Source organism: Stenotrophomonas sp. STEN083, from assembly GCF_056759195.1.
The window spans coordinates 12,559-34,997 of sequence record NZ_JBRRCU010000014.1 but is presented as its reverse complement, the minus strand read 5'-3'; the positions used below and the strand labels follow the sequence as shown (position 1 = coordinate 34,997).

The window sequence follows — 22,439 nt, the reverse complement described above, 5'->3', positions numbered from 1 at the left end:
GTGGTGGCAGACAAGCTAATCCGCTGCGACGTACTGGTGATCGGCGCAGGCGCGGCCGGGCTCATGTGTGCGCTCACCGCCGGCCAGCGCGGCCGTATCGTGCAGGTGATCGATCATGCCAACAAGGTTGGCAAGAAGATCCTGATGTCCGGCGGTGGCCGCTGCAACTTCACCAATACCGGCACCAGCGCAGCGAACTTCATTTCGAACAACCCACATTTCTGCAAATCGGCGCTGGCGCGCTATACGCCGGCCGATTTCATCGAGATGGTCGAGCGCCACGGCATCGCCTATCACGAGAAAGAGCTGGGCCAGCTGTTCTGCGATATCTCGTCCAAGCAGATCGTAAAGATGCTGCTGGACGAGTGTTCCGATGCAGGCGTGCAGATCCGCACCGACTGCGGCGTGCAGCAGATCGAGCGCGGTGCCGATGGCTTCCACGTACGCACCGCGCAGGGGCACTTCCATAGTACTTCGGTGGTTATCGCCACCGGCGGGCTGTCGATCCCCAGCATGGGCGCCAGCGGCTTCGGCTACGAGGTGGCGCGCAACTTCGGCCATGAGCTGCTGCCGACACGCGCCGGCCTGGTGCCGCTGACCCTCAGCGGCACCCACCAGGAGCGCTTTGCCGAGCTCAGCGGCGTTGCCCTGCCGGTGGAGGCACGCTGCAACGGCCAGAGCTTCCGCAACTCCATGCTGATCACCCACCGCGGCGTCAGTGGCCCAGCGATCCTGCAGATCTCCTCGTACTGGCAGCCAAGCAATGACCTGCGGCTGGACTTGCTGCCCGATCACGATGCAGCTGAATGGCTGCGGCAGATGAAGCGCGAGCGCGGTGCCTCCGAGCTGCGCACCGTGCTGTCCGAGGTCATGCCGCGGCGGTTGGCCCTGCGCCTGTGCGAGCAATGGCTGAAGGACAAGCCGATGCGGCAGATGGACGAGCCCGAAATCAAAGCCGCCGCCAGCCTGTTGTCCGACTTCCCGCTGGTGGCCAGCGGCACCGAGGGCTACCGCACCGCCGAGGTCACGCTGGGCGGCGTGGATACGCGCAAGGTGTCTTCAGCGACGATGGAGTCGCAACTAGTGCCCGGCCTGCACTTTGTCGGCGAGGTGCTGGACGTGACCGGCTGGCTGGGTGGCTACAACTTCCAATGGGCCTGGGCCTCCGGCCGCGCTGCCGGCATGGCCGTGTAAGCGGATTCATCAAACGGGTCCAGCGAAGCATGAAGACCGTCACACGGCCGGGCGCAGCACCTGCTGATATGCGCTGCGGCCGGTGACGACGACGGCCTGAAGCCGACCTTGAGACTACACTCACGTGTGTACGTCACAGGCAAGCGATCTGCGCATAGACGCCAGCGCTGTGCATCGTGTATTAAACCCCGTCCCCCGGGAGTCCTGAATGCAGAACGCCAAAGACATCACCTTGCGCTTGCTGATCGTTGACGACAGCGCCGAGAACGCCGAGGCCATCGTCAGCACCTTGCGCAACAGCGGCATCGCAGTGCGTCCGTCGCGGCCGCAAAGCCCTGACGAGCTGAGCCAGGCGCTGAGCCAGCCCATCGATCTGGTGCTGGCGGCCAACTCTTACGTCATCCCGCAGTTGCTGCTGACCCAGCAGGTCGCGGCCAGCGGCAAGGACATCCCGATGATCCTGCTGACCGACAGCATTGACGCACAGATGCTGCTCGACTCGGCTGCCAATGGCATCCGCGCCATCGCGCTGCGTCAGCAACCGGATCACCTGTTGTCGGTGGTGCAGACCGAATGGACCGACCTGCAGGCCCGTCGCGGCCTGCGCCGGATCGAAGCGCAGATGCGCGAGACCGAGCGTCGCTGCGATGCACTGATCTCGTCCTCGCGCGATCCCATCGCCTACATCCATGAAGGCATGCACATCCGCGCCAACGAAGCCTATCTGGACATGTTCGGATTCGAGTCCTTCGAGGACGTGGAAGGCATCTCGCTGCTGGACATGGTGGCGCCGCAGCACGTGGAGAACTTCAAACAGTTGCTCAAGTCCCTGAGCAAGGGCGAAGCGCCGCCACCGCAGTACGAAGTGCACGCACGCAACCAGGACGGCGATACCTTCCCGGCGACGATGGAGTTCACTGCAGCCACATATGAAGATGAGAGCTGCTTCCAGATCGTATTCCGCCGCCGCGAAGAGTTCGACCCGGAGCTGGCACGCGAAGTGGAGGCCCTGCGTCAGCGCGACCAGGTCACCGGCCTGCTCAACCGCCCGACCTTCATGGTGCAGCTGGAGAAAGCCGTCGCCCAGGTTGGCCGCAGCGATGGCCAGTACGGCTTCCTGCTGGTCGAGCCGGATCACTATGCACGCCTGCTACCCGATATCGGACTGGATTCGGCAGATGCATTGATTGCGGCCCTCGGCCAGAAGCTGGCCCAGGCCATTGGCGAAGACGCGCAGCTGGCGCGCTTTGGCGAACACAACTTCGCCCTGCTCACCGACGGCGACTACGCACACACTTCGCAGATGGCCGAACGGGTGCGCAGCGCCTTTGCCTCGTCGGTATTCAGCATCGGCGAACGCTCGGCAACTGTCACCGTCAGCATCGGCGGCGTACAGGTAGGCGAGAAAATTGCCAGCGTCGGCCAGGTCCTGAACCGGGCCAATGACTGCGCACGCGCTGCCACCGAACTGGGCGGCAATACCGTCAAGGTATTCGACCCGGGCGCGGCCGACCGTGTGGAGGAAGAGCGTATCCAGAGCTGGGTACAGCGCATCCGCCAGGCCGTGGCTGGTGATGGCTTCCATCTGCGCTTCCGCCCCGTGCTGAACCTGATGGGCGAGCCGATCCAGCTGTACGACACCTCGCTGCAGATGGAAAACAATGGCGAGATGGTGGGGCCGCCCAGCTTCCTGCCGATCGCGCAGGAACATGAGTTGTTGGCGCCGATCAACCGCTGGGTGGTGGCCAACGCCATCCGCGCGCTGGGCGAGCGCCGCCGTGGCGGTCACCGCACCCATCTGATGGTGCGCATCACCCCGGAGTCGTTCTCCGATCCCGAACTGCTATCGGTGATCCGCACCGGCTTGCTGGCCGAAGGCGTGGAAGGCGCGCAGCTGTGGCTGCAGATCCCCGAAGCCAAGGTCTTCACTCACCTGCGCAACGCGCAACAGTTCCTGGCAGATGTCACTGCACTGGGCTGCAAGGTTGGCCTGGAGCAGTTTGGTTCTGGGCTGGATTCGTTCCAGCTGTTGGCGCATTTCCAGCCGGGCTTCCTCAAGCTGGACAGTGCCTTCACCGCTGATCCGGCGCTGGCCAAGGAACAGCTGGAAAAGACCCAGGAAATCACCACCAAGGCGCAGTCTGCTGGCATCTTGACCATCGCCGAGTTCGTGGCGGACGCGTCGACGATGAGCTTGTTGTTCAGTGCCGGCGTGGATTACGTGGAAGGCGATTTTGTGGGACCGCCGACGGCTCAGATGGATTTTGAGTTTGGTTGATGGGTGATTGGGCTGCGTTCTGACGTTTCGCGCTAGAAGCTGCCCTCACCCCAACCCCTCTCCCGCGCGCGGGAGAGGGGCTAGCAATGCTTGGGCTCGCAGTGCACTAGCAGCCGAGGCGATCCGAGCCCCTCTCCCGCAAGCGGGAGAGGGGTTGGGGTGAGGGGAAGCTCCTAGCTGGAAATGCAAAAAAAGAAGGCCGCCCAAAGCGCGGCCTTCTCACAACTACGAAGCCCGCAAACTCAGACCTCAACAATCCCCGGAATAGCCACATCCGGATTCACATCGGCCTCGTAATCAACGCCGTCGATACCAAACCCGAACAGACGCAGGAAGTCGGCCTTGTAACCAGCCAAATCGCTGATCTCGTACAGGTTCTCATTGGTCACCTGCGGCCACAGCTCCAGCACCTTGCTCTGCACTTCCGGCGCCATTTCCTTGTAGTCCGCACGCAGACGGCCTTCACCGTCCACCAGCGCGATCTCACGGCCCTGCGCGTCCTGCAACTGCTGGCGGATATGGTCAGCTGCATTGCTGCCGCCCTGCGGGCCGTTGTACAGAATGTCGTACAGGGTATCGAGCTGCTCGATGCAGCCCTCGTGCGTGCCCTGCTCCTTCATCACCTTGAACAGCAGCGACAGATACAGCGGCATGGTCGGGATCGCCGAGCTGGCCTGGGTCACAACCGCCTTCAGCACCGACACGCGTGCATCACCGCCGAGACCCTGCAGCTTGTCACGGATCGCCAGCACCTTGGCATCCAGATCCTTCTTGGCAGCACCGATCGAACCGTTCCAGTAGATCGCCTGGGTGATCTCTTCACCGACATAGGTGAACGCGGTGGTGGTCGCGCCCGGCGCCAGCACACCAGCTTCCAGCAGCGCGTCGATCCACATCTGCCAGTCTTCGCCACCCATGACCTGCACGGTGCCGGCGATTTCCTCGGCGGTTGCCGGCTGCAGCGTGGTTTCGGTCAGCACTTCCTTGTCGGTATCCAGACCACGCAAAGTAATCGGCGCGCCGATAGGCTTGAGCGTGGAGCTGATGATCTCGCCGGTCTTGGGGTGCTTGCGACGCGGCGCGGCGAGGCTATAGACCACCTGATCGATCTGGCCCAGATCGGCCTTGATGATCTCGATGACCTTCTGCTTCACCTCGTCGGAGAACGCATCGCCATTGACGCTGCGCGCATACAGACCAGCCTGGTGTGCGTACTTCTCGAACGCGGCGGTGTTGTACCAGCCCGCCGTACCCGGCTTGGTCTCGCTGCCCGGACGTTCAAAGAACACGCCCAGGGTGGCGGCATCGCTGCCAAACGCCGCCTTGATGCGGGCGGCCAGACCGTAACCGGTGGAGGCACCGAGCACCAGCACCTTCTTCGGGCCGTTGGCCAGCTTGGGCTGGGCCTTGATGTAATCGATCTGTTCCTTGACCGCCGCATCGCAACCAGTCGGATGGGTGGTGACGCAGATGAAGCCGCGCACACGCGGTTTGATGACCATGAAAACCTCGGTTGGCTAAACAGAAGACAGCAGCACAAGCAGTTTGCGCGCTGAACCGGGAGGATCGTAGTGCGCTGCCGCATCGAAAACAACCGACGCCACCGCATGGACTGCCCTGCCCTCACTCGGATTGCAGGCAAAAGAAAAGCCGCGCAGGGCGCGGCTTTTCAGCGAGGCTGTGCGATTCCGTCAGGGACGACGGGCCAGCTCTTCCTCGTCCTTGGCCTTGGGAAGCAGATCCTGCTTGCTGACCTTGAACGGACCGATGCTCAGCAGCGGCACGGCCACGATGATCGAGGAGATGACCACGATCACGGCACCGACCATGTGGGTTTCGGCCAGGCCTTCCATCGACTCGCCACCGAACATGTACAGCGCAAGTGCGGACAGGAAGAACAACACTGCGGTGATCACCGTACGCGACAGCGTCTGGTTGATCGAGCGGTTCAGCACTTCCAGCGGCTCCACGCGCAGGCTGCGGAAGTTTTCGCGCACGCGGTCGAACACCACGATGATGTCGTTGATGGCAAAACCCATCACCGACAACATACCAGCCAACACGGTCAGGTCGAACTCACGGCCAACCAGCGACATGTAAGCGATGGTCAGGATCAGGTCGAAGAACGCGGTGACGCTGGCGACAATGGCGAATTTCCATTCGAAGCGGGCGGCGATGTAGATCAGGAAGCCGATGACCATGAACAACGTGGCGTAGATGCCGTTCATCGCCAGGTCCTTGCCGACCTGCGGGCCAACGAATTCACCCGGCTGCACGGTAGCGACGTTGTCCGCCGCAGTCACCGCAACGCGAACCTTCTCGGCAACCTGCTGTGCGGCATCGGCAGCATTGTTGTGCTCGCCATCTGGCGGCAGGCGGATCATCAGGTCATTGCCGCCGCCAACGCTCTGCACCTGGGCATTGTCGAAGCCAGCCTTCTCCAGACGCTCGCGCACCGTGTCGGCGTCGATGCTCTTTTCGAAGTGGGTACGCACAACCGTACCGCCGGTGAACTCCAGCGCGTAGTTGAAGCCCTTGAAGCCGATGATGGCGAACGAGGCCAACAGCAACACCACCATGATCGCGAGCACCGGCTTGCGGTGACTCATGAAGTCGATGTTGGTGTCGTTCGGAACGATGTGAAGTGGAAACAGTTTCATGCAAGGAGTTCCTTGGAAAACCCGCACCGGTCAGGTGCGGGTTTCTGCGAAGAGGTTCGCGTCAGATGGCCACGGAGTTCAGCTTCTTGCGCTTGGCGTAGATCAGCGTCGCCAGAGCACGCGACACGGTGATAGCCGTGAACATGGAGGCGAAAATACCGATGATCATGGTCAGCGCGAAGCCCTTCAGCGGGCCGGTACCGAACGCGTACAGCGCCACACCGACGATCAGGCCAGTGAGGTTGGCGTCGAGGATGGTGCCCGAGGCGCGCTCGTAACCCTCCGCGATGGCCTTCTTCGCCGGCATGCCCAGTCGCAACTCTTCACGGATACGTTCGTTGATCAGCACGTTGGCGTCGACCGACAAACCGACCGACAAGGCCAGGCCGGCGAAGCCCGGCAAGGTCATGGTCGCGCCGAACATCGACATCACCGCCACCACGATCAGCAGGTTGAACAGCAGTGCCACCGAGGTGATCACGCCGAACATGCGGTAGTAGATGGCGAAGAACACCAGGGTGAAAATGAACGAGAACACCACTGCCTTGACGCCGCGGTCCACGTTCTCCTTACCCAGGCTCGGGCCGATCACGTACTCCTCGACGAAGTCCATCGGCGCAGCCAGCGAGCCTGCACGCAGCAGCTTGGCCAGGCCGTCGGCTTCGGTCTTCTCCAGGCCGGTGGTCTGGAACTCCTTGCCGAACACGCCATTGATGTTGGCGATGGAGATCACTTCTTCCTTGACCCGGAAGCTGCGCTGCTCCACACCGTTGACCATGGTCACCTGCGGAATCCGCTCGGTGTAGACCACGGCCATCGGCTTGCCGACGTTGGCGCTGGTGAAATCAAACATGCGCTGACCACCGACGCTGTTCAGCGTCACGCTGACCGACGGCAGGCCGTTCTGGTCAGTGGAGGTTGCCGCCTTGACCATCTGGTCACCGGTGACGATGGTGCGCTTGTTCAGCAACACCGGGCGACCGGCGCGGTCACGGTAGAGCTTGGCTTCCGGCGGGATGCGGCCGGTGCTGGCGGCATCTTCGGCGTTGCCATCAACCACGGCGCGGTATTCCAGCGTCGCGGTGGCACCGATCATGCGCTTGGCTTCGGCGGTGTCCTGCACGCCCGGCAGCTCGACCACGATGCGGTCTTCGCCCTGACGCTGGATGATCGGCTCGGCCACGCCCAGTTCGTTGACGCGGTTACGCAGGGTGGTCAAGTTCTGCTCGATGGCGCCGGAGGCGATCTGCAGCATTTCCGCCTGCGGCACAGTTGCGGTGATGCGATCACCACTTACCGAGTAGCTGAAGGTCGGCTGCGCCTTGGCCAGTGCCGCGCGTGCCTTGTCAGCATCGGCGGCGTTGGTCAGGGCGATGGCGATATCGCTTTCGCCGCGACGCTCGACGGAGCGATAGGAGACACGGTTGTCACGCAGGGTGGTACGCACGTCTTCGGTGAATGCTTCGAAGCGCTTGTCCACCGCGGCCTTCTGGTCTACCTGCAATGCGAAGTGCACGCCGCCGACCAGATCCAGACCCAGCACCATTGGCTTGCCACCGAGATTGGCCAGCCAATCCGGAACGGTCGAGGCCAGGTTCAGGGCGACGGTGTAGTTCTCGCCAGCCGTCTCGCGCAGCACCTCATTGGCGCGCGACTGGGCGTCCAGCGAAGTCAGACGGACGATCAGATTGTTGTCGCCCTCCTTCTCCACCGACTTGGCGGTGACACCGGCCTCGCTCAGTGCCTTGCTGACGCGCTCTTGCAGCGCATCATCAATCTGCCCACCACGGTTGGCGGTGATCTGAACGGACGGATCCTTCTGGTAGATATTGGGCAGCGCGTAAAGCGCGCTGACCGCCAGAACGATCAGAATCAGGAAGTACTTCCAGCGCGGAAATTCAAGCATTGCAGGATCCTGCGTGACGCCGGTACGGCGCCACGACGTGACGGAAAGGGATCAGCCTCAGGCGGCGTTCTTCAGCGTGCCCTTGGGCAGGACGTTGCCGACCGAGCCCTTCTGCACGCGGATGCGGACGTTGTCGGCCACTTCCACGGTGATGAAGTTGTCGCCGATGTCGGTGACCACGCCAGCGATGCCGCCGGAGGTCAGCACTTCGTCACCCTTGGCGATCTTCTCCAGCATTGCCTTGTGTTCCTTCTGGCGCTTCATCTGCGGGCGGATCATCAGGAAGTACATCACTGCGATCAGCGCGATGGGCAGCAGGAAGGTGCCCATGCCCGGTGCGGCCGGAGCGGCCTGGGCGACGGGGAGCAGGATAGCCATGAGAGTCATTTTGTAATCCTTGATGTTGGGCGGCACCCATGCAGGCCGGATGGCCTGCAGCAGTTACCGCGAAACGGGGTCAGCCGTGAAGTATGCCACGCGTCCGGGAGCACGTCCCGGACCGTGTGAAGACCGCTACTCCCCCGACAACGCCGGGACACTCAGGCCCCGGGCTGCATAGAAGGACTCGCGGAAGGCCAGGAAGGTTCCCGCCTCGATGGCCGCACGCATGTCGGCCATCAGCTTTTCGTAATAGAACAGGTTGTGCAGCGTGCCCAGCATCGGCGCCAGCATCTCGTTGCAGCGGTCCAGGTGACGCAGGTAGGAACGGGTGTAGCCGCCGGTACAGGCGTGGCAGCCGCAACCGGGCTCGATCGGGTTCATGTCCCGCTCGTACTTGGCATTGCGGATGCGAACGGTGCCGAACGAAGTGAAATAGTGGCCATTACGGGCATTACGGGTCGGCATGACGCAGTCGAACATGTCCACGCCGCGGGCCACGCCTTCCACCAGATCCTCCGGCCGGCCAACGCCCATCAGGTAGCGCGGGCGGTCGGCAGGCAGGATCGGATGCATGTGGTCGAGCATGGCGTTGCGCTCGTGCTCGGGCTCGCCCACCGCCAGGCCACCGATGGCATAGCCATCGAAGCCGATCTGCTGCAGGCCTTCGGCCGAGCGGCTGCGCAGTTCGGTATGTACCCCGCCCTGGACGATGCCGAATAGCGCAGCGTCGTTGCCCATGGTGTCATGTGCGTTGCGGCTGCGCTGGGCCCAGCGCAGGCTGAGCTCCATCGACTTGCGCGCCACCGGCTCTGTGGCCGGGTACGGGGTGCATTCGTCGAAGATCATGACGATGTCCGAATCCAGCACCTTCTGGATCTTCATGCTCTCTTCCGGGCCCAGAAAGACCCGGGCGCCGTCGGTCGGCGAGGCAAAGGTGACGCCTTCTTCGGTGATCTTGCGGCGATGCGCCAGCGAAAACACCTGGAAACCACCCGAATCGGTCAGGATTGGACCATTCCACTGGCAGAAGCCATGCAGCCCGCCGTGGTCGGCGATGACATCCAGGCCCGGGCGCAGGTACAGATGGAAGGTGTTGCCGAGGATGATTTCGGCGCCGAGCGCGCGCACCTGCTCTGGCAGCACACCCTTGACCGAGCCATAGGTGCCGACCGGCATGAAGGCCGGGGTCTGCACGGTGCCGCGCGGGAAGGACAGCTGGCCACGGCGGGCGCGGCCATCGGTGTTCTGGAGCTTGAACTGCAATCTGGACATGGAAGCATTGAGGCGTCAGTTGCGCCAATTGTCGCGGATATGGGCCAGCAGGGCGAATTTTCGCCCCCGGAATAGTCAGTCGGCGAAGCGGACCGGCGCAGGATCGTGCCAGGCGAGGCCGATCTCGGCGCCGATTTCGGGCAGTTGGCCGGGGCCGAAATCCAGCTCCAGCCGTTCGCCATTGGCCAAGCGCACCCAGCCACTGCTACCCGGCCCCCGGAACACCAAGCTCTCGACCCGCGCGCGCAATGGTGCGCCGGGGTCAAGCAGCAGGCTCTGTGGTCGCACCAACACCCGCCCGCCCCCGCCAAGACCGAGCTGCGCCGCCTGGATCACCGCGCCACGGCCGATGAAACCGCCCACGAACGGATCCGACGGCGTCTGATACAGCGCCTGGGCGCTACTCCATTGCAGCAAGCGGCCCTCATGCATGACGCCGATGCGGTCGGCCATGGCGAAGGCCTCGCTCTGGTCATGGGTCACCATCAGCGCGGTGGTGCCGGCCGCCTTGAGCAGGTCACGCAACTCGCCGGCAAGACGCTGGCGGGTGTCCACATCCAGATTCGAAAACGGCTCGTCCAGCAGCAACAGGTCAGGCACCGGCGCCAAGGCTCGCGCCAAGGCCACACGCTGCTGCTGCCCGCCTGATAGTTCATGCGGGTAGCGCTGCTCCAGACCTGGCAAGCCCACGTATTGCAGCAAGGCCTGCACCCGGGCTTTACGATGAGCACGCTGCAAGCCGCGCAGACCAAAGCCGATGTTCGCCGCCACATCCAGATGCGGAAACAGCGCGTAATCCTGAAACATCATGCCAACCCGGCGCTGCTCGGCCGGTAGTGCCTGCCGCGCCGAAGCCAGCTGCCGCCCGGCCAGCACGATGCGGCCCTGCTGCAACGGCTCAAAGCCGGCAATGCTGCGCAGTACCGTGGTCTTGCCACAGCCCGAGGCGCCAAGCAGGCAGCCGATTTCGCCACGCCCGAGCTGCAGCGACAAGCCCTCCACTACCGGCTTGAAACCGCCCGAGACGGGATAACCAATATGCAGACCTTCCAGTACCAGCTGTGCGTCAACGTGCATCTTCCACTCCATACGCCGCGCCCGCGCGCGCCAGCAGAATCACCGGCAGCAAGCCACTGGCGACAATCAACAAAGCCGCTACCGCGCCTTCTTCATACGTCCCGCGTGCGGCCTCGGCATACAACCAGGTAGCAAGCGTCTCGAAATTCATAGGCCGCAGCACCAGGGTGGCCGACAACTCCTTCATCGTATCGACGAACACCAGCAGCGCGGCCGCAGCCATGGCTGGGCGCAACAGCGGCAAATGCACGCGTCGCAACATACCCGCCGCACCCTCGCCCAGATTTGCAGCGGCCTGATCCAGCGACAGCGGAATCCGCGCAAGCCCCGATTCAATCCCGCCCACCGACACCGCAAGAAAGCGCAGCGTATACGCCAGCACCAACACGATCACCGAACCCATCAGCAGCATCTGTGGCTGACCGCCGAGCAGCACCAGCAATCGGCTGGCCATGGCATCGAGTCCACCCAACGGCAGCAACAAGCCGATCGCCAGCACCGTGCCCGGGATCGCATAGCCCAGCGTGGCAGTGCGACTACTGGCCATGGCCAGGCCATGACGTCGCCGCGCCTGCGCCAGCCGCAATGCCCAGGCAACCAACAGGCCGAGCGCCATTGCCGCAACGGTTGCCAGCAACGCAACCCGGACCGTGTTCCACAGCGCGACCAGCAACTGCGGCGAGAAACCGGCGACCTGCAGGCGCTCAACCGCTTCCCAGAGCAGATAGGCCGCCGGCACCACAAAGCCCAGCAACACCGGCAGCAGTCCCAGCAACAACGCGAGCAAGGCTCGGACGCCACGCAGCTGCTGCGGCTGCAAGGGACGCGGCCGCAGCACGCTGGCGTAACGCTGCCGACGCCGACCATAGCGCTCCAGTGTCAGCAACAATGCCACCACACCGAGCATCGCCAGCGCGATCTGGGCGGCACCCGCCAGATCGCCGCGACTTACCCAGGTGGTATAGATCGACACGGTAAGCGTCTGCACCCCAAGGAACTCGGAAGCACCGATGTCGTTGAGGGTTTCCAGCAAGGCCAGCGCTACGCCCACTGCAATTGCAGGTCGCGCCAATGGCAATGCCACCCACCAGAAGACCTGCAGTGGTGTCGCGCCCAGGCTGCGTGCTGCTTCCAGCAAGCCTGCGGCCTGGGTCATGAACAAGGCACGGGTAGTCAGGTAAACGTAGGGATAAAGCACGAAGCCTAGCAGCACGATGCAGCCGCCAAGATGGCGGATATCCGGCAGCCGGAACTGGCGCGGGCTGTCATAGCCCAGCAGGTCGCGGATCAAGCCCTGCACCGGACCAAGCGGATGCAGCACATCCAGATAGGCGAAGGCGGCGATATAGGTGGGCACGGCCAAAGGCAGCAGCAATGCCCAGCTCAACAGCTTGCGCCCCGGGAACGCGAACGCCGTTACCAGCCACGCGCTGCCGGTGCCAAGCACGCCGACCAATGCACCAACGCCCAGCAACAACAGGCCGGTATTGAGCAGCGCTGTCGGCAATACATTGGCCCACAGATGCGTCCACAGCCCGGCGCTGCCATCGCTCGCTGCCCACGCCAAACCCAGTACCGGCGCCAACATCAGCACCGCCACCAATGCCGCGCCCAGCAGCCACGGATTCCATCGCCACGTCATCAAGCACTATCCATTACAAAGCAGCAGGCCGGCACCGCAAGTACGGCGCCGGCCTGTCGGGAGCCGCAAGGTTCAGTTATCGAAGCCGACCTTGTCTACCAGCTCACTGGCCAGCTTGCGGTTGGCAACCACCTCGGCCAACGGCAGCGGGTCCACCTTCATCGGCCCGAAGCTGGCGACCACCGGGTCCAACGCCACGCCCGGCTTCACCGGGTATTCGTAGTTGGCACGCGCGTACAGGCTTTGCGAGCTGTCGCTGACCAGATATTCCAGCAGCTTGACCGCATTGCCGTGATTGGGTGCGTGGCGGGCGACAGCGGCACCGGAGATATTGACGTGGGTGCCGGTATCGGCGGCGCTGGCGAACACCGGTCGCACCACCTGGATGGCATCGCCCCAACTGCGCTGCTCGGAGCCTTCCTCGGCATTCTTCATGCGACCGACGTAATACGCATTGGCCACGCCGATATCGCAGATACCAGCAAGGATGTCGCGCGCCACGTCGCGGTCACCGCCAGCAGCCTTGCGTGCCAGGTTGGCCTTGACGCCGCGCAACCAGGCTTCGGTCTTCTCAGCGCCATCATGCGCGATCATCGCCGCGAACAAGCTGGTGTTATAGGGGTGCTGGCCGGAACGGATGCATACCCGTCCCTTCCACTTCGGGTCGGCCAGATCTTCATAAGTGAAGCCGGTCAGGTCCAGGTCCTTGTCGGCGTAGACCACGCGGTCGCGCAGCGACAGCGCAAACCACTGGCCTTCGGGCGAGCGCAGGTGCGCGGGGATGGCAGCTTCCAGTACCGGCGACTTCACTGCCTGGGTGTGGCCGGCTTCAACTACGTCGAGCAGGCGGCCGGTATCCACCGTCATCAGCACGTCGGCCGGCGAACGCTCGCCTTCGGCAGCGAGCCGCTCGGTCAAGCCGTCCTTGAGCAGCACGGTGTTCACCTTGATACCAGTATCCGCGGTGAAGGCATCCAGCAGCGGCTGCACCAGGGCAGGCTCACGCGTGGTGTAGAGGTTGACCTCGCCAGCGGCAGTAGCCGCCTTCGGCGCGGCAGCAGAGGCGGGGCTGTCACCGGTCTTGGCGCAGGCACCAAGCAGGATGAGGGAACACAGGGCAGCCAGATGGCCGGCGGCACGCTTCGGATGACGCATGGATTACTCCGGAAGTGGTCGTCGGTCCCGGCCACGATGGCCGGACACGGATCAAATGAGAACTTATCTCATTTGATCCGTCCGTGCACTGCGTCAAACAGCCGCACCCTCAACTGCCGGGAACAACAGCATCGCGTCGCCGTAGCTGAAGAAGCGGTACTTCTGTTCAATGGCGTGCGCATAGGCCTGGAAAACACGCTCCTTGCCAGCGAACGCGCTGATCATCATCAGCAAGGTGCTCTCCGGCAGATGGAAGTTGGTAACCATCACATCGACGCTGCGGATGCGGTAACCCGGGGTAATGAAGATCTGGGTTTCGCCGGCATACGGATGCAGCTCACCTTCGCGCATCGCGCTCTCCAACGCCCGCACCACGGTGGTGCCCACACCGATCACACGGCCACCGGCAGCACGGGTACGCCGCACCTGCTCGACGAGCTCGGCGCCGACATTGAGCCATTCGCGGTGCATCACGTGCTGCGAAAGATCATCCACGCGCACCGGCTGGAAGGTGCCGGCGCCGACATGCAAGGTGATGTGGCCGAACTGCACGCCGCGCTCGTGCAGCTGCGCCAGCAATGCTTCATCGAAGTGCAGGCCGGCGGTGGGCGCAGCCACGGCACCGACCTGCTTGGCGAACACCGTCTGGTAGCGCTCACGGTCGTCCACACCCGGCTCGCGATGGATGTAAGGCGGCAGCGGCAGGCGACCTTCGTGCACCAGCCAGGATTCCAGCGATTCCGGGATATCAAAGCGCAGCAAATAGAACTCGCCATCGCGGCCGAGCACCTCGGCTTCGCCACCGGCATCAAGCTGAATGCGGCTCCCCGGCTTGGGGGACTTGCTGGCACCGATCTGCGCACGCGCCTGCTGGCCACCAAGCAGACGCTCGATCAGGATCTCGACGCGGCCGCCACTGGCTTTCTGCCCGAACAGGCGTGCCGGGATGACGCGGGTGTCGTTGAACACCAACAGGTCGCCGGGCTGCAACAGCTCGGCCAGATCACGTACCTGACGGTCGTCGAACGGCGCCGGTGCCGGCGGAACCAGCAGCAAACGGCTGGCCGAACGCTCGGCCAAGGGGGCCTGGGCGATCAACTCCTCAGGCAGGTCATAGGTGAAATCGGACTTCTTCAAGGCCGGAACTTCGTACGGGGAGCCGGCTATTGTAGCTCTCAGGGGCGGAAGAGCTGGCTTTTGGCTTTGCCGCTGGCTCCGCTCCCCGCTACCTCACCGCTCAAACTTGGTTGAAAGAATGATCGCGCTATTGGTCCGCTCCACCCCATCAACAGCACCGATGGCATCGGTCACCACGTCCATCTCGCTGACCCCTCCGACAACCACCATCGCAATCAGATCGTGATTGCCACTCACCGAATGCAGCGAGCGCACCTCGGTGATATCGCGCAGCGCCTTGACCACCGCTGGCATCTTCTTTGGCAGCACGGTGATCAGCACGTGCGCACGCACCTGGCCCTGCTCGTAGTCCTCGTGGGTGCGCACCGTATAGCCGGCAATCACCCCCAGTTGCTCAAGTCGGTCGATGCGGCTCTGCACCGTGGTCCGCGACAACCCCAAGCGGCGCGCGATCTGCGCGGTGGAGGCGCGCGCATCCTCGCGCAACACGGACAACAGGCGTTCGTCGGCAGGGGAAATATTCACATTGCTAACCAGCTTCGTCGATTCGACGAAATTACCCGAAAATCCGTCGAGATCATAGCTGCCATATGTCCAGAATCTCCACATAATGGGTATATACAAGAAACTTCTGGAGATGAGCATGACCGTACTCGGCCCCCTCGCCCCGCTTCGCGCGCACGCCGGCAGCCGCCTGACCACAGGCCTGGACGACGCCAGCGTTGAACGCCTGGCCGTCGCTCACCCGGATCTGGCCGGCGCCATCGCCGCCGCCGCCAGCGAATACGCCCGTATCAAGGACGAAGCTGCCGACCTGCTGGATCTGGACGAACAGGACCAGATCGACGCCATGCAGGCCGGCTTCGTCAATTTCTATGCCGACGATGCCATCGTTCCCTATATCGCCCTGGCCGCCTGCGGCCCGTGGGTAATCTCGCTCAAGGGCGCGGTGCTGTATGACGCCGGCGGCTACGGCATGCTCGGTTTCGGCCACACCCCGGCCGATGTGATGGCCGCTGCCGCCAAGCCGCAGGTCATGGCCAATATCATGACCCCGAGCCTGGCACAGCGCCGCTTTGTGCAGGCCATGCGCAAGGAAATCGGCCACAGCCGCGGTGGCTGTCCGTTCACCCACTTCATGTGTTTGAACTCCGGCTCAGAAGCCGTCGGCCTGGCTGCACGCATCGCCGACATCAACGCCAAGCTGCAGACCGACCCGGGCGCACCGCATGCCGGCGCCACCATCAAGCGTGTTGTGATCAAGGGCAGCTTCCACGGCCGCACCGACCGTCCCGCGCTGTACTCGGACTCCAGCCGCAAGGCCTATGACCAGCATCTGGCCAGCTACCGCGGCGAGAACAGCGTCATCACCGTTGCGCCCTATGACGAAGCGGCGATGCGCAAGGTATTCGCCGATGCCAAGGCCAACAACTGGTTCATCGAGGCGGTATTCCTGGAACCGGTGATGGGCGAAGGCGACCCTGGCCGCGCGGTACCGGCCAGCTTCTACAAGCTGGTCCGCGAACTGACCCGCGAGCACGGCAGCCTGTTGCTGATCGACTCCATCCAGGCCGCACTGCGCGCGCACGGCACCCTGTCCTTCGTCGACTACCCGGGCTACGAGACGCTGGACCCGCCGGACATGGAAACCTATTCCAAGGCATTGAACGGCGCGCAGTTCCCGCTGTCGGTACTGGCCGTCACCGAACATGCCGCCAAGCTCTACCGCAAGGGTGTGTACGGCAACACCATGACCACCAACCCGCGCGCGCTGGACGTGGCCGTTGCCACCCTCGCCCGCCTGTCGCCGGAAGTGCGCCAGAACATCCGCCTGCGCGGCGAGCAGGCCGTGCAGAAGCTGGAAGCACTCAAGACCAAGCTCGGCGGCCTGATCACCAAGGTGCAGGGCACCGGTCTGCTGTTCTCCTGCGAGCTGGCCCCGCAGTTCAAATGCTATGGCGCCGGCTCTACCGAAGAGTGGCTGCGCATGCATGGCGTCAACGTGATCCACGGTGGCGAAAACTCGCTGCGTTTCACCCCGCACTTCGGCATGGATGAAGCAGAGCTCGACGTGCTGGTGGACATGGTTGGTCGCGCGCTGGTTGAAGGCCCGCGTCGCGCGCAAGCTGACGCTGCCTGATTTTCTGTACCGCGTAACGAAACAGGCGGCCAATGGCCGCCTGTTTCTGTTTGCAGATCCAGAAGCTCCCGCTCTCTCAACGCACGCTGGTGACCGCCAACGCGGGACCGGGTTGCCCACCCCAGCCACCCAGTGCCTTGTACACCGCCACCACACTGACATTGACCGACGCTTCTGCTGCCGCCAATGCATCATCGGCAGCCAACTGATTGCGCTGCGCATCCAGCAAGGCCAGGAAGTCTTCGGAGCCTTCACGATAGCGCAGCTGTGCAAGCGATTCCGCCTTGCGGGCAGCCTGTGCCTGCTCAGCCACGATGCCCAAGCGCGCCTGTTGCTTGGCATAACGGGTCAGTGCGTTCTCGGTATCTTCCAAGGCCAGCAGCACCGCCTTCTCGTACTCGGCGGCCGCGCCATCGGCCTGCGCCTTGCTGGCACGCAGTCGCGCTCGCACGGTGCCGAAGTCGAACGCCGCCCAGCTGATTGATGGCGTCAGCGACCAGGCCTTGTTGTTGCCATTCACCAGCCCTGACGCTTCACCGCCGAGAAAGCCAACGAAGCCACTCAGGCTGATGCGCGGGAACATATCGGCCGTTGCAACACCAACACGCGCGGTAGCTGCAGCCAGGCGGCGCTCGGCCATGCGCACATCGGCACGTTGCCGCAGCAGGTCGCTGGTGTCGCCCAACGGCAAGGCCTTGGCGAAGGCGGGAACTTCGCGTGGCTGCAGCATTGCATCCAGCGAACCCGGACGCTGCCCAAGCAGCACAGCAAGACGATGCCGCGACTGCACCTCAGCCACTTCCAGCAATGGAATGTCCGCCTCGATCGCCTTCAGACGGGCACGACTGCTCTGCACGTCCAGCTCACTGCCCGCACCCAGCTCCAATCGGGTTTCGGTCAGCCGCTGGGTTTCACGCAGATTGATCAGCGTGTCGCGCGCAACCGCAATCCGCTTCTGCGAGCCACGCAGTTCGAAATAGTTGCGCGCCACTTCGGCTGCCACCATCACCTGCGCATCGGCCAGATTGTCGCGCTCGGCGCCGAGGTCAGCGCGTGCAGCTTCAGCCGCACGGCGTTGCCTGCCGAACAGATCCAGTTCCCAACCAGCATCGAAGCCAAGCTGATAGGTTTCACTGGAAACGCGTTCGCCACCCAGCAATGCGTCCGGCTGCTTGCGCCGGTCCTGGCTGCCGCCGGCAGTGATGTGCGGCAATTGATCCAGACGCTGCTCGGTGAACACCGCACGTGCAGCGCGTACGCGGGCCATGGCGATCTGCAGATCCAGGTTGTCTCCCAATGCATCGTGCACCAGCCGCCCCAGGACCGGATCATCGAACTGCGCCCACCAACTGGCCACCGGCGGCACATTGGAGAACGCGGCATCTGCCGCACCCTGCAGGCTCACCGGCTCAACTGGTGCCGCCTTGTAATCCGGGCCAACGCTCACGCAGCCGGCCAGCAAGGCGCTGGCCATTGCGGTTACCAGTACGCGCATCACCACGGCAGCACCTCGCCGAGGTAGCTGAAGCTGCCGGTCGGGCCGTCGGCAGCAATCAAGGCCATGCCCACGCTGGAGCGTGCGCCTTCGGCGACATCGATCTCGCCTTCGCCACCGTTCATGTCGGTCCTGACGTAACCCGGGTGCACCGCGTTGACCTTGATCGGACCTTCGCGCAGCTCATGCGCAAGCTGCACCGTCCAGGCGTTCAGCGCGCTCTTGGAAGCGTTGTAGGCGGGCACCAGGAAACCGTAGATCGAAGAACCTGGCTGCGCATGCAGGGTCAACGAGCCGAGGATGCTGGACACATTGACGATGCGTCCGGCCGGCGCAGCGCGCAGCAAGGGCAGGAACGCAACAGTCACTTCAACCACCGCAAACAGATTGGTATTGAAGGTGCTGCGCCAGGTTTCCAGCGACTGACCACTGGCGCCTGCCTGCAGATCATCGACCAGCACGCCTGCGTTATTGACCAGGATGTCGAGCTTGCCGTGCTGCTGGGTCACACGCTCAACCGCTACCGCGATGCTGTCGGTATCGTTGACGTCGAGCTGGATGGCTTCCACCGGCAGGCCCTCTGCCTGCAGCTCCTGCGCCTTTGCGGCGGCAGTTTCGTAATTGCGCCCGGCCAGCAGCGTGTGCACGCCAGCGGCGGCCAATTGACGCACGGTCTCAAGGCCGATGCCGCGGGTGGCGCCGGTAACCAGTGCAACTCTGGTGTTCTGGGTATTCATTTGCTTTTCCTTGGGGGAATGAATTGATACAAGCCCGATAACATTTCAAACCGTCCTTGCCGGCGAGAGTGGCAAGAACCTGCGGGAGGCAGCACATCTGCGGCCTCCCGCAACGGAGTTACACCTGCCATCAATGGTGGATGGTCGGCTCACCATGCTGTACCAGCTTGCCACCGCCGTTGCGTGACACGAACTTGCGCAGCGCCACATAGAACACCGGGGTCAGGAACAGGCCGAACAAGGTCACACCCAACATGCCAGCGAATACGGTGATACCGGTCACCGAGCGGACCTCGGCACCTGCGCCATGCGAGAGCACCAACGGCACCGTGCCGGCGATGAAGGCGATGGAGGTCATCACGATCGGGCGCAGACGCAGACGGCAGGCTTCCAATGCCGCCTCGACGATGCCCTTGCCGCCCATCTCCAACTCGCGGGCGAACTCGACGATCAGAATCGCGTTCTTACAGGCCAGGCCCATCAGCACCACCAAGCCTACCTGCACGAAGACGTTGTTATCACCGCCGGTGAGCCATACCCCGAACAATGCCGACAGCAAGGTCATCGGTACGATCAGGATCACCGCCAGCGGCAGCGACCAGCTCTCGTACAGCGCGGCCAGCACCAGGAAGGCCAGCAGGATCGCCACCGGGAACACGATGAAGGCAGCCTTGCCCTGGGTCGCCTGCTGGTAGCTCAGGTCGGTCCATTCGGTGACCATGCCGGCCGGCAACACCTGCCCTGCAATCTCGGTGAGCTTGTTCATCGCCTCGGCCGAGGACAGCATGCGCGGGTCGGCCTCACCGGCCAGGTCAGCCGCCGGGTAGCCGTTGAAGCGCAGCACCGGGTCCGGACCATAGGTTTCCTTGACGGTCACCATCGAGCCGATCGGCACCATCTCGCCGCGATCATTGCGGGTACGCAGCTTGCCGATGTCTTCCACGCTGTCACGGAACTGACCATCTGCCTGCGCGATCACCTGCCAGGTACGGCCGAACTGGTTGAAGTCGTTGACATAGGCCGAACCCAGATAGGTCTGCAGCGTGTCGAACAACTCGGTCAGCTGCACGCCCTGAGCCTTGGCTTTCACGCGGTCGACCTCCGCATCCAGCTGCGGCACGTTGGCCTGGTAGCTGGTGATCGGATAGGCCATGCCCGGCGTCTGTGCGATTGCGCCCTGCATGCTCTGCACCGCGTTCTGCAAGGCGCCATAACCGAGATTGCCGCGGTCCTCGATGAACATCTGGTAGCCGTTGCCGTTGCCCAGACCAAGGATCGGCGGCGGCATCATCGCGAAGGCGAAACCTTCCTGCAGCCCGGCGATCTTCTGGTTGATCTCGGCATTGATCTGCGCGGCGGTACGGCCCTTGCGCTCGTTGAACGGCTTGAGCGGGATGAAGGCCACGCCGGTGTTGGGCGTATTGGTGAACTGCAGCGCATTCAAACCGGGGAACGAGATGGTGTGGGCAACGCCATCGGTTTCCTGCGCAATCTGGGCCACCTTGCGCAGCATTTCATCGGTACGTGCAATCGACGAGCCTTCCGGCAGCTTCACACCGGCAATCAGGTACAGTTTGTCCTGGGTCGGAATGAAGCCCGGCGGCACCAGCTTGAAGATCACGCCGGTGCCCAGCAGCAGCACCGCATACACAACGAACACCGCGCCGCGACGGCCGAGGATGCGCGATACACCGCGCTCGTATTTCTCCGAGCTGGTCTTGAAGAAGCGGTTGAACGGACGGAATACCCAGCCGAACAACTTGTCGATCAAACGGCTCGGCGCATCCTTGGCCGCGCCATGCGGCTTGAGCAGACGCGCTGCCAGTGCCGGCGACAGGGTCAGCGAGTTGATCGCCGAGATCACCGTGGAGATGGCAATCGTCACTGCGAACTGCTTGTAGAACTGACCGGTAACACCAGACAGGAACGCCATCGGCACGAACACCGCACACAGCACCAACGCAATTGCGACGATGGGGCCAGATACTTCCTTCATCGCCTGATGCGCAGCCGCGGTTGGCGACAAGCCCTCCTCGATGTTGCGCTCGACGTTTTCCACCACCACGATTGCGTCATCGACCACGATGCCGATTGCCAGCACCAAGCCAAACAGACTCAGCGTATTGATCGAGAAGCCCAGCAGGTACAGCGCAGCGAAGGTACCCACGATCGACACCGGCACCGCGATCAGCGGAATGATCGACGCACGCCAGGTCTGCAGGAACAGGATCACCACCAACACCACCAGGGCGATGGCTTCCAACAGTGTGGTCACCACGGCCTTGATCGAGTCACGCACGAAAATGGTGGTGTCGTATACGGCTTCGTACTTCACGTCGGCCGGGAAGGTCTTCTGCAGCTCGTCCATGCGGCCAATCACCGCATCACGAATCTCCAATGCATTGGCACCAGGTGCCTGGAAGATGCCGATACCAACCGCATTCTTGCCATCCAGCTGCGAGCGCAAGGTGTAGTCGCCCGCACCCAGTTCGATACGCGCCACATCCGACAGCCGCACCACTTCGCCGTCAGCACCGCTCTTGAGCACGATGTCACCGAACTCCTGCTCGCTGCGCAGGCGGCCCTGCGCGTTGATCAAGGTCAGGAACTGGCTGTTCGGCATCGGCTCGGCACCGAGCTGACCAGCCGACACCTGCACATTCTGCTCACGCATGGCACGCACCACATCGCTGGCGGTCAAGCCGCGCGAGGCAACCTTGTCCGGGTCCAGCCAGGCACGCATGGCGTAGTCGCCACCACCGAAGATCTGCGCATCACCCACACCTGGAATACGTGCGAGCCCGTCCTTGACGTGCAGTCGCGCATAGTTGCGCAGGTACAAGGTGTCGTAGCTGCCCTTGGGCGAAGTGAGATGCACGACCATCAGGAAGGTCGGCGACTGCTTCTGGGTGGTCACACCCTGCCGGCGCACGTCCTCAGGCAAACGCGCCTGCGCCTGCGCGACGCGGTTCTGCACCTTCACCGCTGCTTCGTCCGGGTCGGTGCCCGGACGGAAGGTGACGGTCATCTGCAGCACGCCATCGGAACCGGCCACCGACTTGAGGTACATCATGCCCTCAACGCCGTTGATGGCCTCTTCCAGCGGTGTAGCCACCGTCTCGGCGATCACCTTGGGATTGGCACCCGGGTACACGGTACGAACCACCACCGACGGCGGCACCACTTCGGGGTACTCACCGATGGGCAGGAACGGAATGCTGACCAGGCCAGCGGCGAAGATCACGATCGACAACACCGCCGCGAAGATCGGCCTGTCGATGAAAAACCTGGAAAAATCCATGGGAAATCCTTGGAAAAGCTGGCGTCAGGCTGCAGCCGCCCTGCCCGCCCCATCGGGAGCAGAC

Annotated in this window: 16 protein-coding genes; 3 read left to right on the top strand and 13 right to left on the bottom strand. The window is 63.4% G+C overall.

Annotated features, from left to right (window positions below):
- The first annotated feature begins 3 nt into the window (after positions 1-3).
- Positions 4-1,194 carry a BaiN/RdsA family NAD(P)/FAD-dependent oxidoreductase gene (locus tag ACVOK8_RS06645; RefSeq protein ID WP_481566136.1) on the top strand — a complete coding sequence of 397 codons (1,191 nt, stop codon included), beginning with the start codon at positions 4-6 and terminating at the stop codon, positions 1,192-1,194.
- 208 nt (positions 1,195-1,402) lie between these two features.
- Positions 1,403-3,472 carry an EAL domain-containing response regulator gene (locus ACVOK8_RS06640; RefSeq protein ID WP_481566135.1) on the top strand — a complete coding sequence of 690 codons (2,070 nt, stop codon included), beginning with the start codon at positions 1,403-1,405 and terminating at the stop codon, positions 3,470-3,472.
- Positions 3,473-3,714: 242 nt separating this feature from the next.
- Here ACVOK8_RS06640 and fabV read toward each other — a convergent pair whose 3' ends face one another.
- The 10 genes from fabV to ACVOK8_RS06590 form a co-directional block, all read right to left on the bottom strand.
- Positions 3,715-4,974 carry an enoyl-ACP reductase FabV gene (gene fabV / locus ACVOK8_RS06635; protein WP_481566134.1) on the bottom strand — a complete coding sequence of 420 codons (1,260 nt, stop codon included), beginning with the start codon at positions 4,972-4,974 and terminating at the stop codon, positions 3,715-3,717.
- A 189-nt stretch (positions 4,975-5,163) separates the two neighbouring features.
- Positions 5,164-6,132, bottom strand: coding sequence for a protein translocase subunit SecF (gene secF, locus ACVOK8_RS06630; protein ID WP_481566133.1), 969 nt, complete (start codon positions 6,130-6,132; stop codon positions 5,164-5,166).
- 61 nt (positions 6,133-6,193) lie between these two features.
- Positions 6,194-8,038: a protein translocase subunit SecD gene (secD, locus tag ACVOK8_RS06625; protein WP_481566132.1), complete on the bottom strand. Its 1,845-nt coding sequence runs from the start codon at positions 8,036-8,038 to the stop codon at positions 6,194-6,196.
- Between the two features lie 57 nt (positions 8,039-8,095).
- Positions 8,096-8,425 (bottom strand): preprotein translocase subunit YajC, encoded by a 330-nt coding sequence (gene yajC / locus ACVOK8_RS06620; RefSeq protein ID WP_282271731.1) that lies wholly within the window; start codon positions 8,423-8,425, stop codon positions 8,096-8,098.
- Between the two features lie 126 nt (positions 8,426-8,551).
- Positions 8,552-9,691, bottom strand: a complete 1,140-nt coding sequence (gene tgt, locus ACVOK8_RS06615; RefSeq protein ID WP_481566131.1) for a tRNA guanosine(34) transglycosylase Tgt — start codon at positions 9,689-9,691, stop codon at positions 8,552-8,554.
- 75 nt (positions 9,692-9,766) lie between these two features.
- Entirely contained in the window at positions 9,767-10,768 is a 1,002-nt protein-coding gene (locus ACVOK8_RS06610; RefSeq protein ID WP_481566130.1) for an ABC transporter ATP-binding protein, read from the bottom strand.
- Positions 10,758-12,410, bottom strand: coding sequence for an ABC transporter permease (locus tag ACVOK8_RS06605; protein ID WP_481566129.1), 1,653 nt, complete (start codon positions 12,408-12,410; stop codon positions 10,758-10,760). The genes ACVOK8_RS06610 and ACVOK8_RS06605 overlap by 11 nt, the downstream gene beginning before the upstream one ends.
- A gap of 72 nt (positions 12,411-12,482) precedes the next feature.
- A complete protein-coding gene (locus tag ACVOK8_RS06600; protein ID WP_481566128.1) occupies positions 12,483-13,565 on the bottom strand; it encodes a Fe(3+) ABC transporter substrate-binding protein in 1,083 nt (360 codons plus the stop codon).
- Between the two features lie 93 nt (positions 13,566-13,658).
- Positions 13,659-14,702 carry a tRNA preQ1(34) S-adenosylmethionine ribosyltransferase-isomerase QueA gene (queA, locus tag ACVOK8_RS06595; protein WP_481566127.1) on the bottom strand — a complete coding sequence of 348 codons (1,044 nt, stop codon included), beginning with the start codon at positions 14,700-14,702 and terminating at the stop codon, positions 13,659-13,661.
- Between the two features lie 93 nt (positions 14,703-14,795).
- Entirely contained in the window at positions 14,796-15,227 is a 432-nt protein-coding gene (locus ACVOK8_RS06590; protein ID WP_282271858.1) for an Lrp/AsnC family transcriptional regulator, read from the bottom strand.
- 118 nt (positions 15,228-15,345) lie between these two features.
- On the opposite strand from ACVOK8_RS06590, the gene ACVOK8_RS06585 reads away from it, so the two are divergent.
- A complete protein-coding gene (locus ACVOK8_RS06585) occupies positions 15,346-16,842 on the top strand; it encodes an aminotransferase class III-fold pyridoxal phosphate-dependent enzyme (protein ID WP_481566126.1) in 1,497 nt (498 codons plus the stop codon).
- Between the two features lie 76 nt (positions 16,843-16,918).
- Here ACVOK8_RS06585 and ACVOK8_RS06580 read toward each other — a convergent pair whose 3' ends face one another.
- From ACVOK8_RS06580 to ACVOK8_RS06570, 3 genes are all read right to left on the bottom strand, one after another.
- A complete protein-coding gene (locus ACVOK8_RS06580) occupies positions 16,919-18,337 on the bottom strand; it encodes an efflux transporter outer membrane subunit (protein ID WP_481566125.1) in 1,419 nt (472 codons plus the stop codon).
- Positions 18,337-19,074 carry an SDR family oxidoreductase gene (locus ACVOK8_RS06575; protein ID WP_481566124.1) on the bottom strand — a complete coding sequence of 246 codons (738 nt, stop codon included), beginning with the start codon at positions 19,072-19,074 and terminating at the stop codon, positions 18,337-18,339. The genes ACVOK8_RS06580 and ACVOK8_RS06575 overlap by 1 nt, the downstream gene beginning before the upstream one ends.
- A gap of 130 nt (positions 19,075-19,204) precedes the next feature.
- Complete coding sequence (locus ACVOK8_RS06570; RefSeq protein WP_481566123.1) at positions 19,205-22,375, bottom strand: efflux RND transporter permease subunit; 3,171 nt, start codon at positions 22,373-22,375, stop codon at positions 19,205-19,207.
- Between the last annotated feature and the right edge of the window lie 64 nt (positions 22,376-22,439).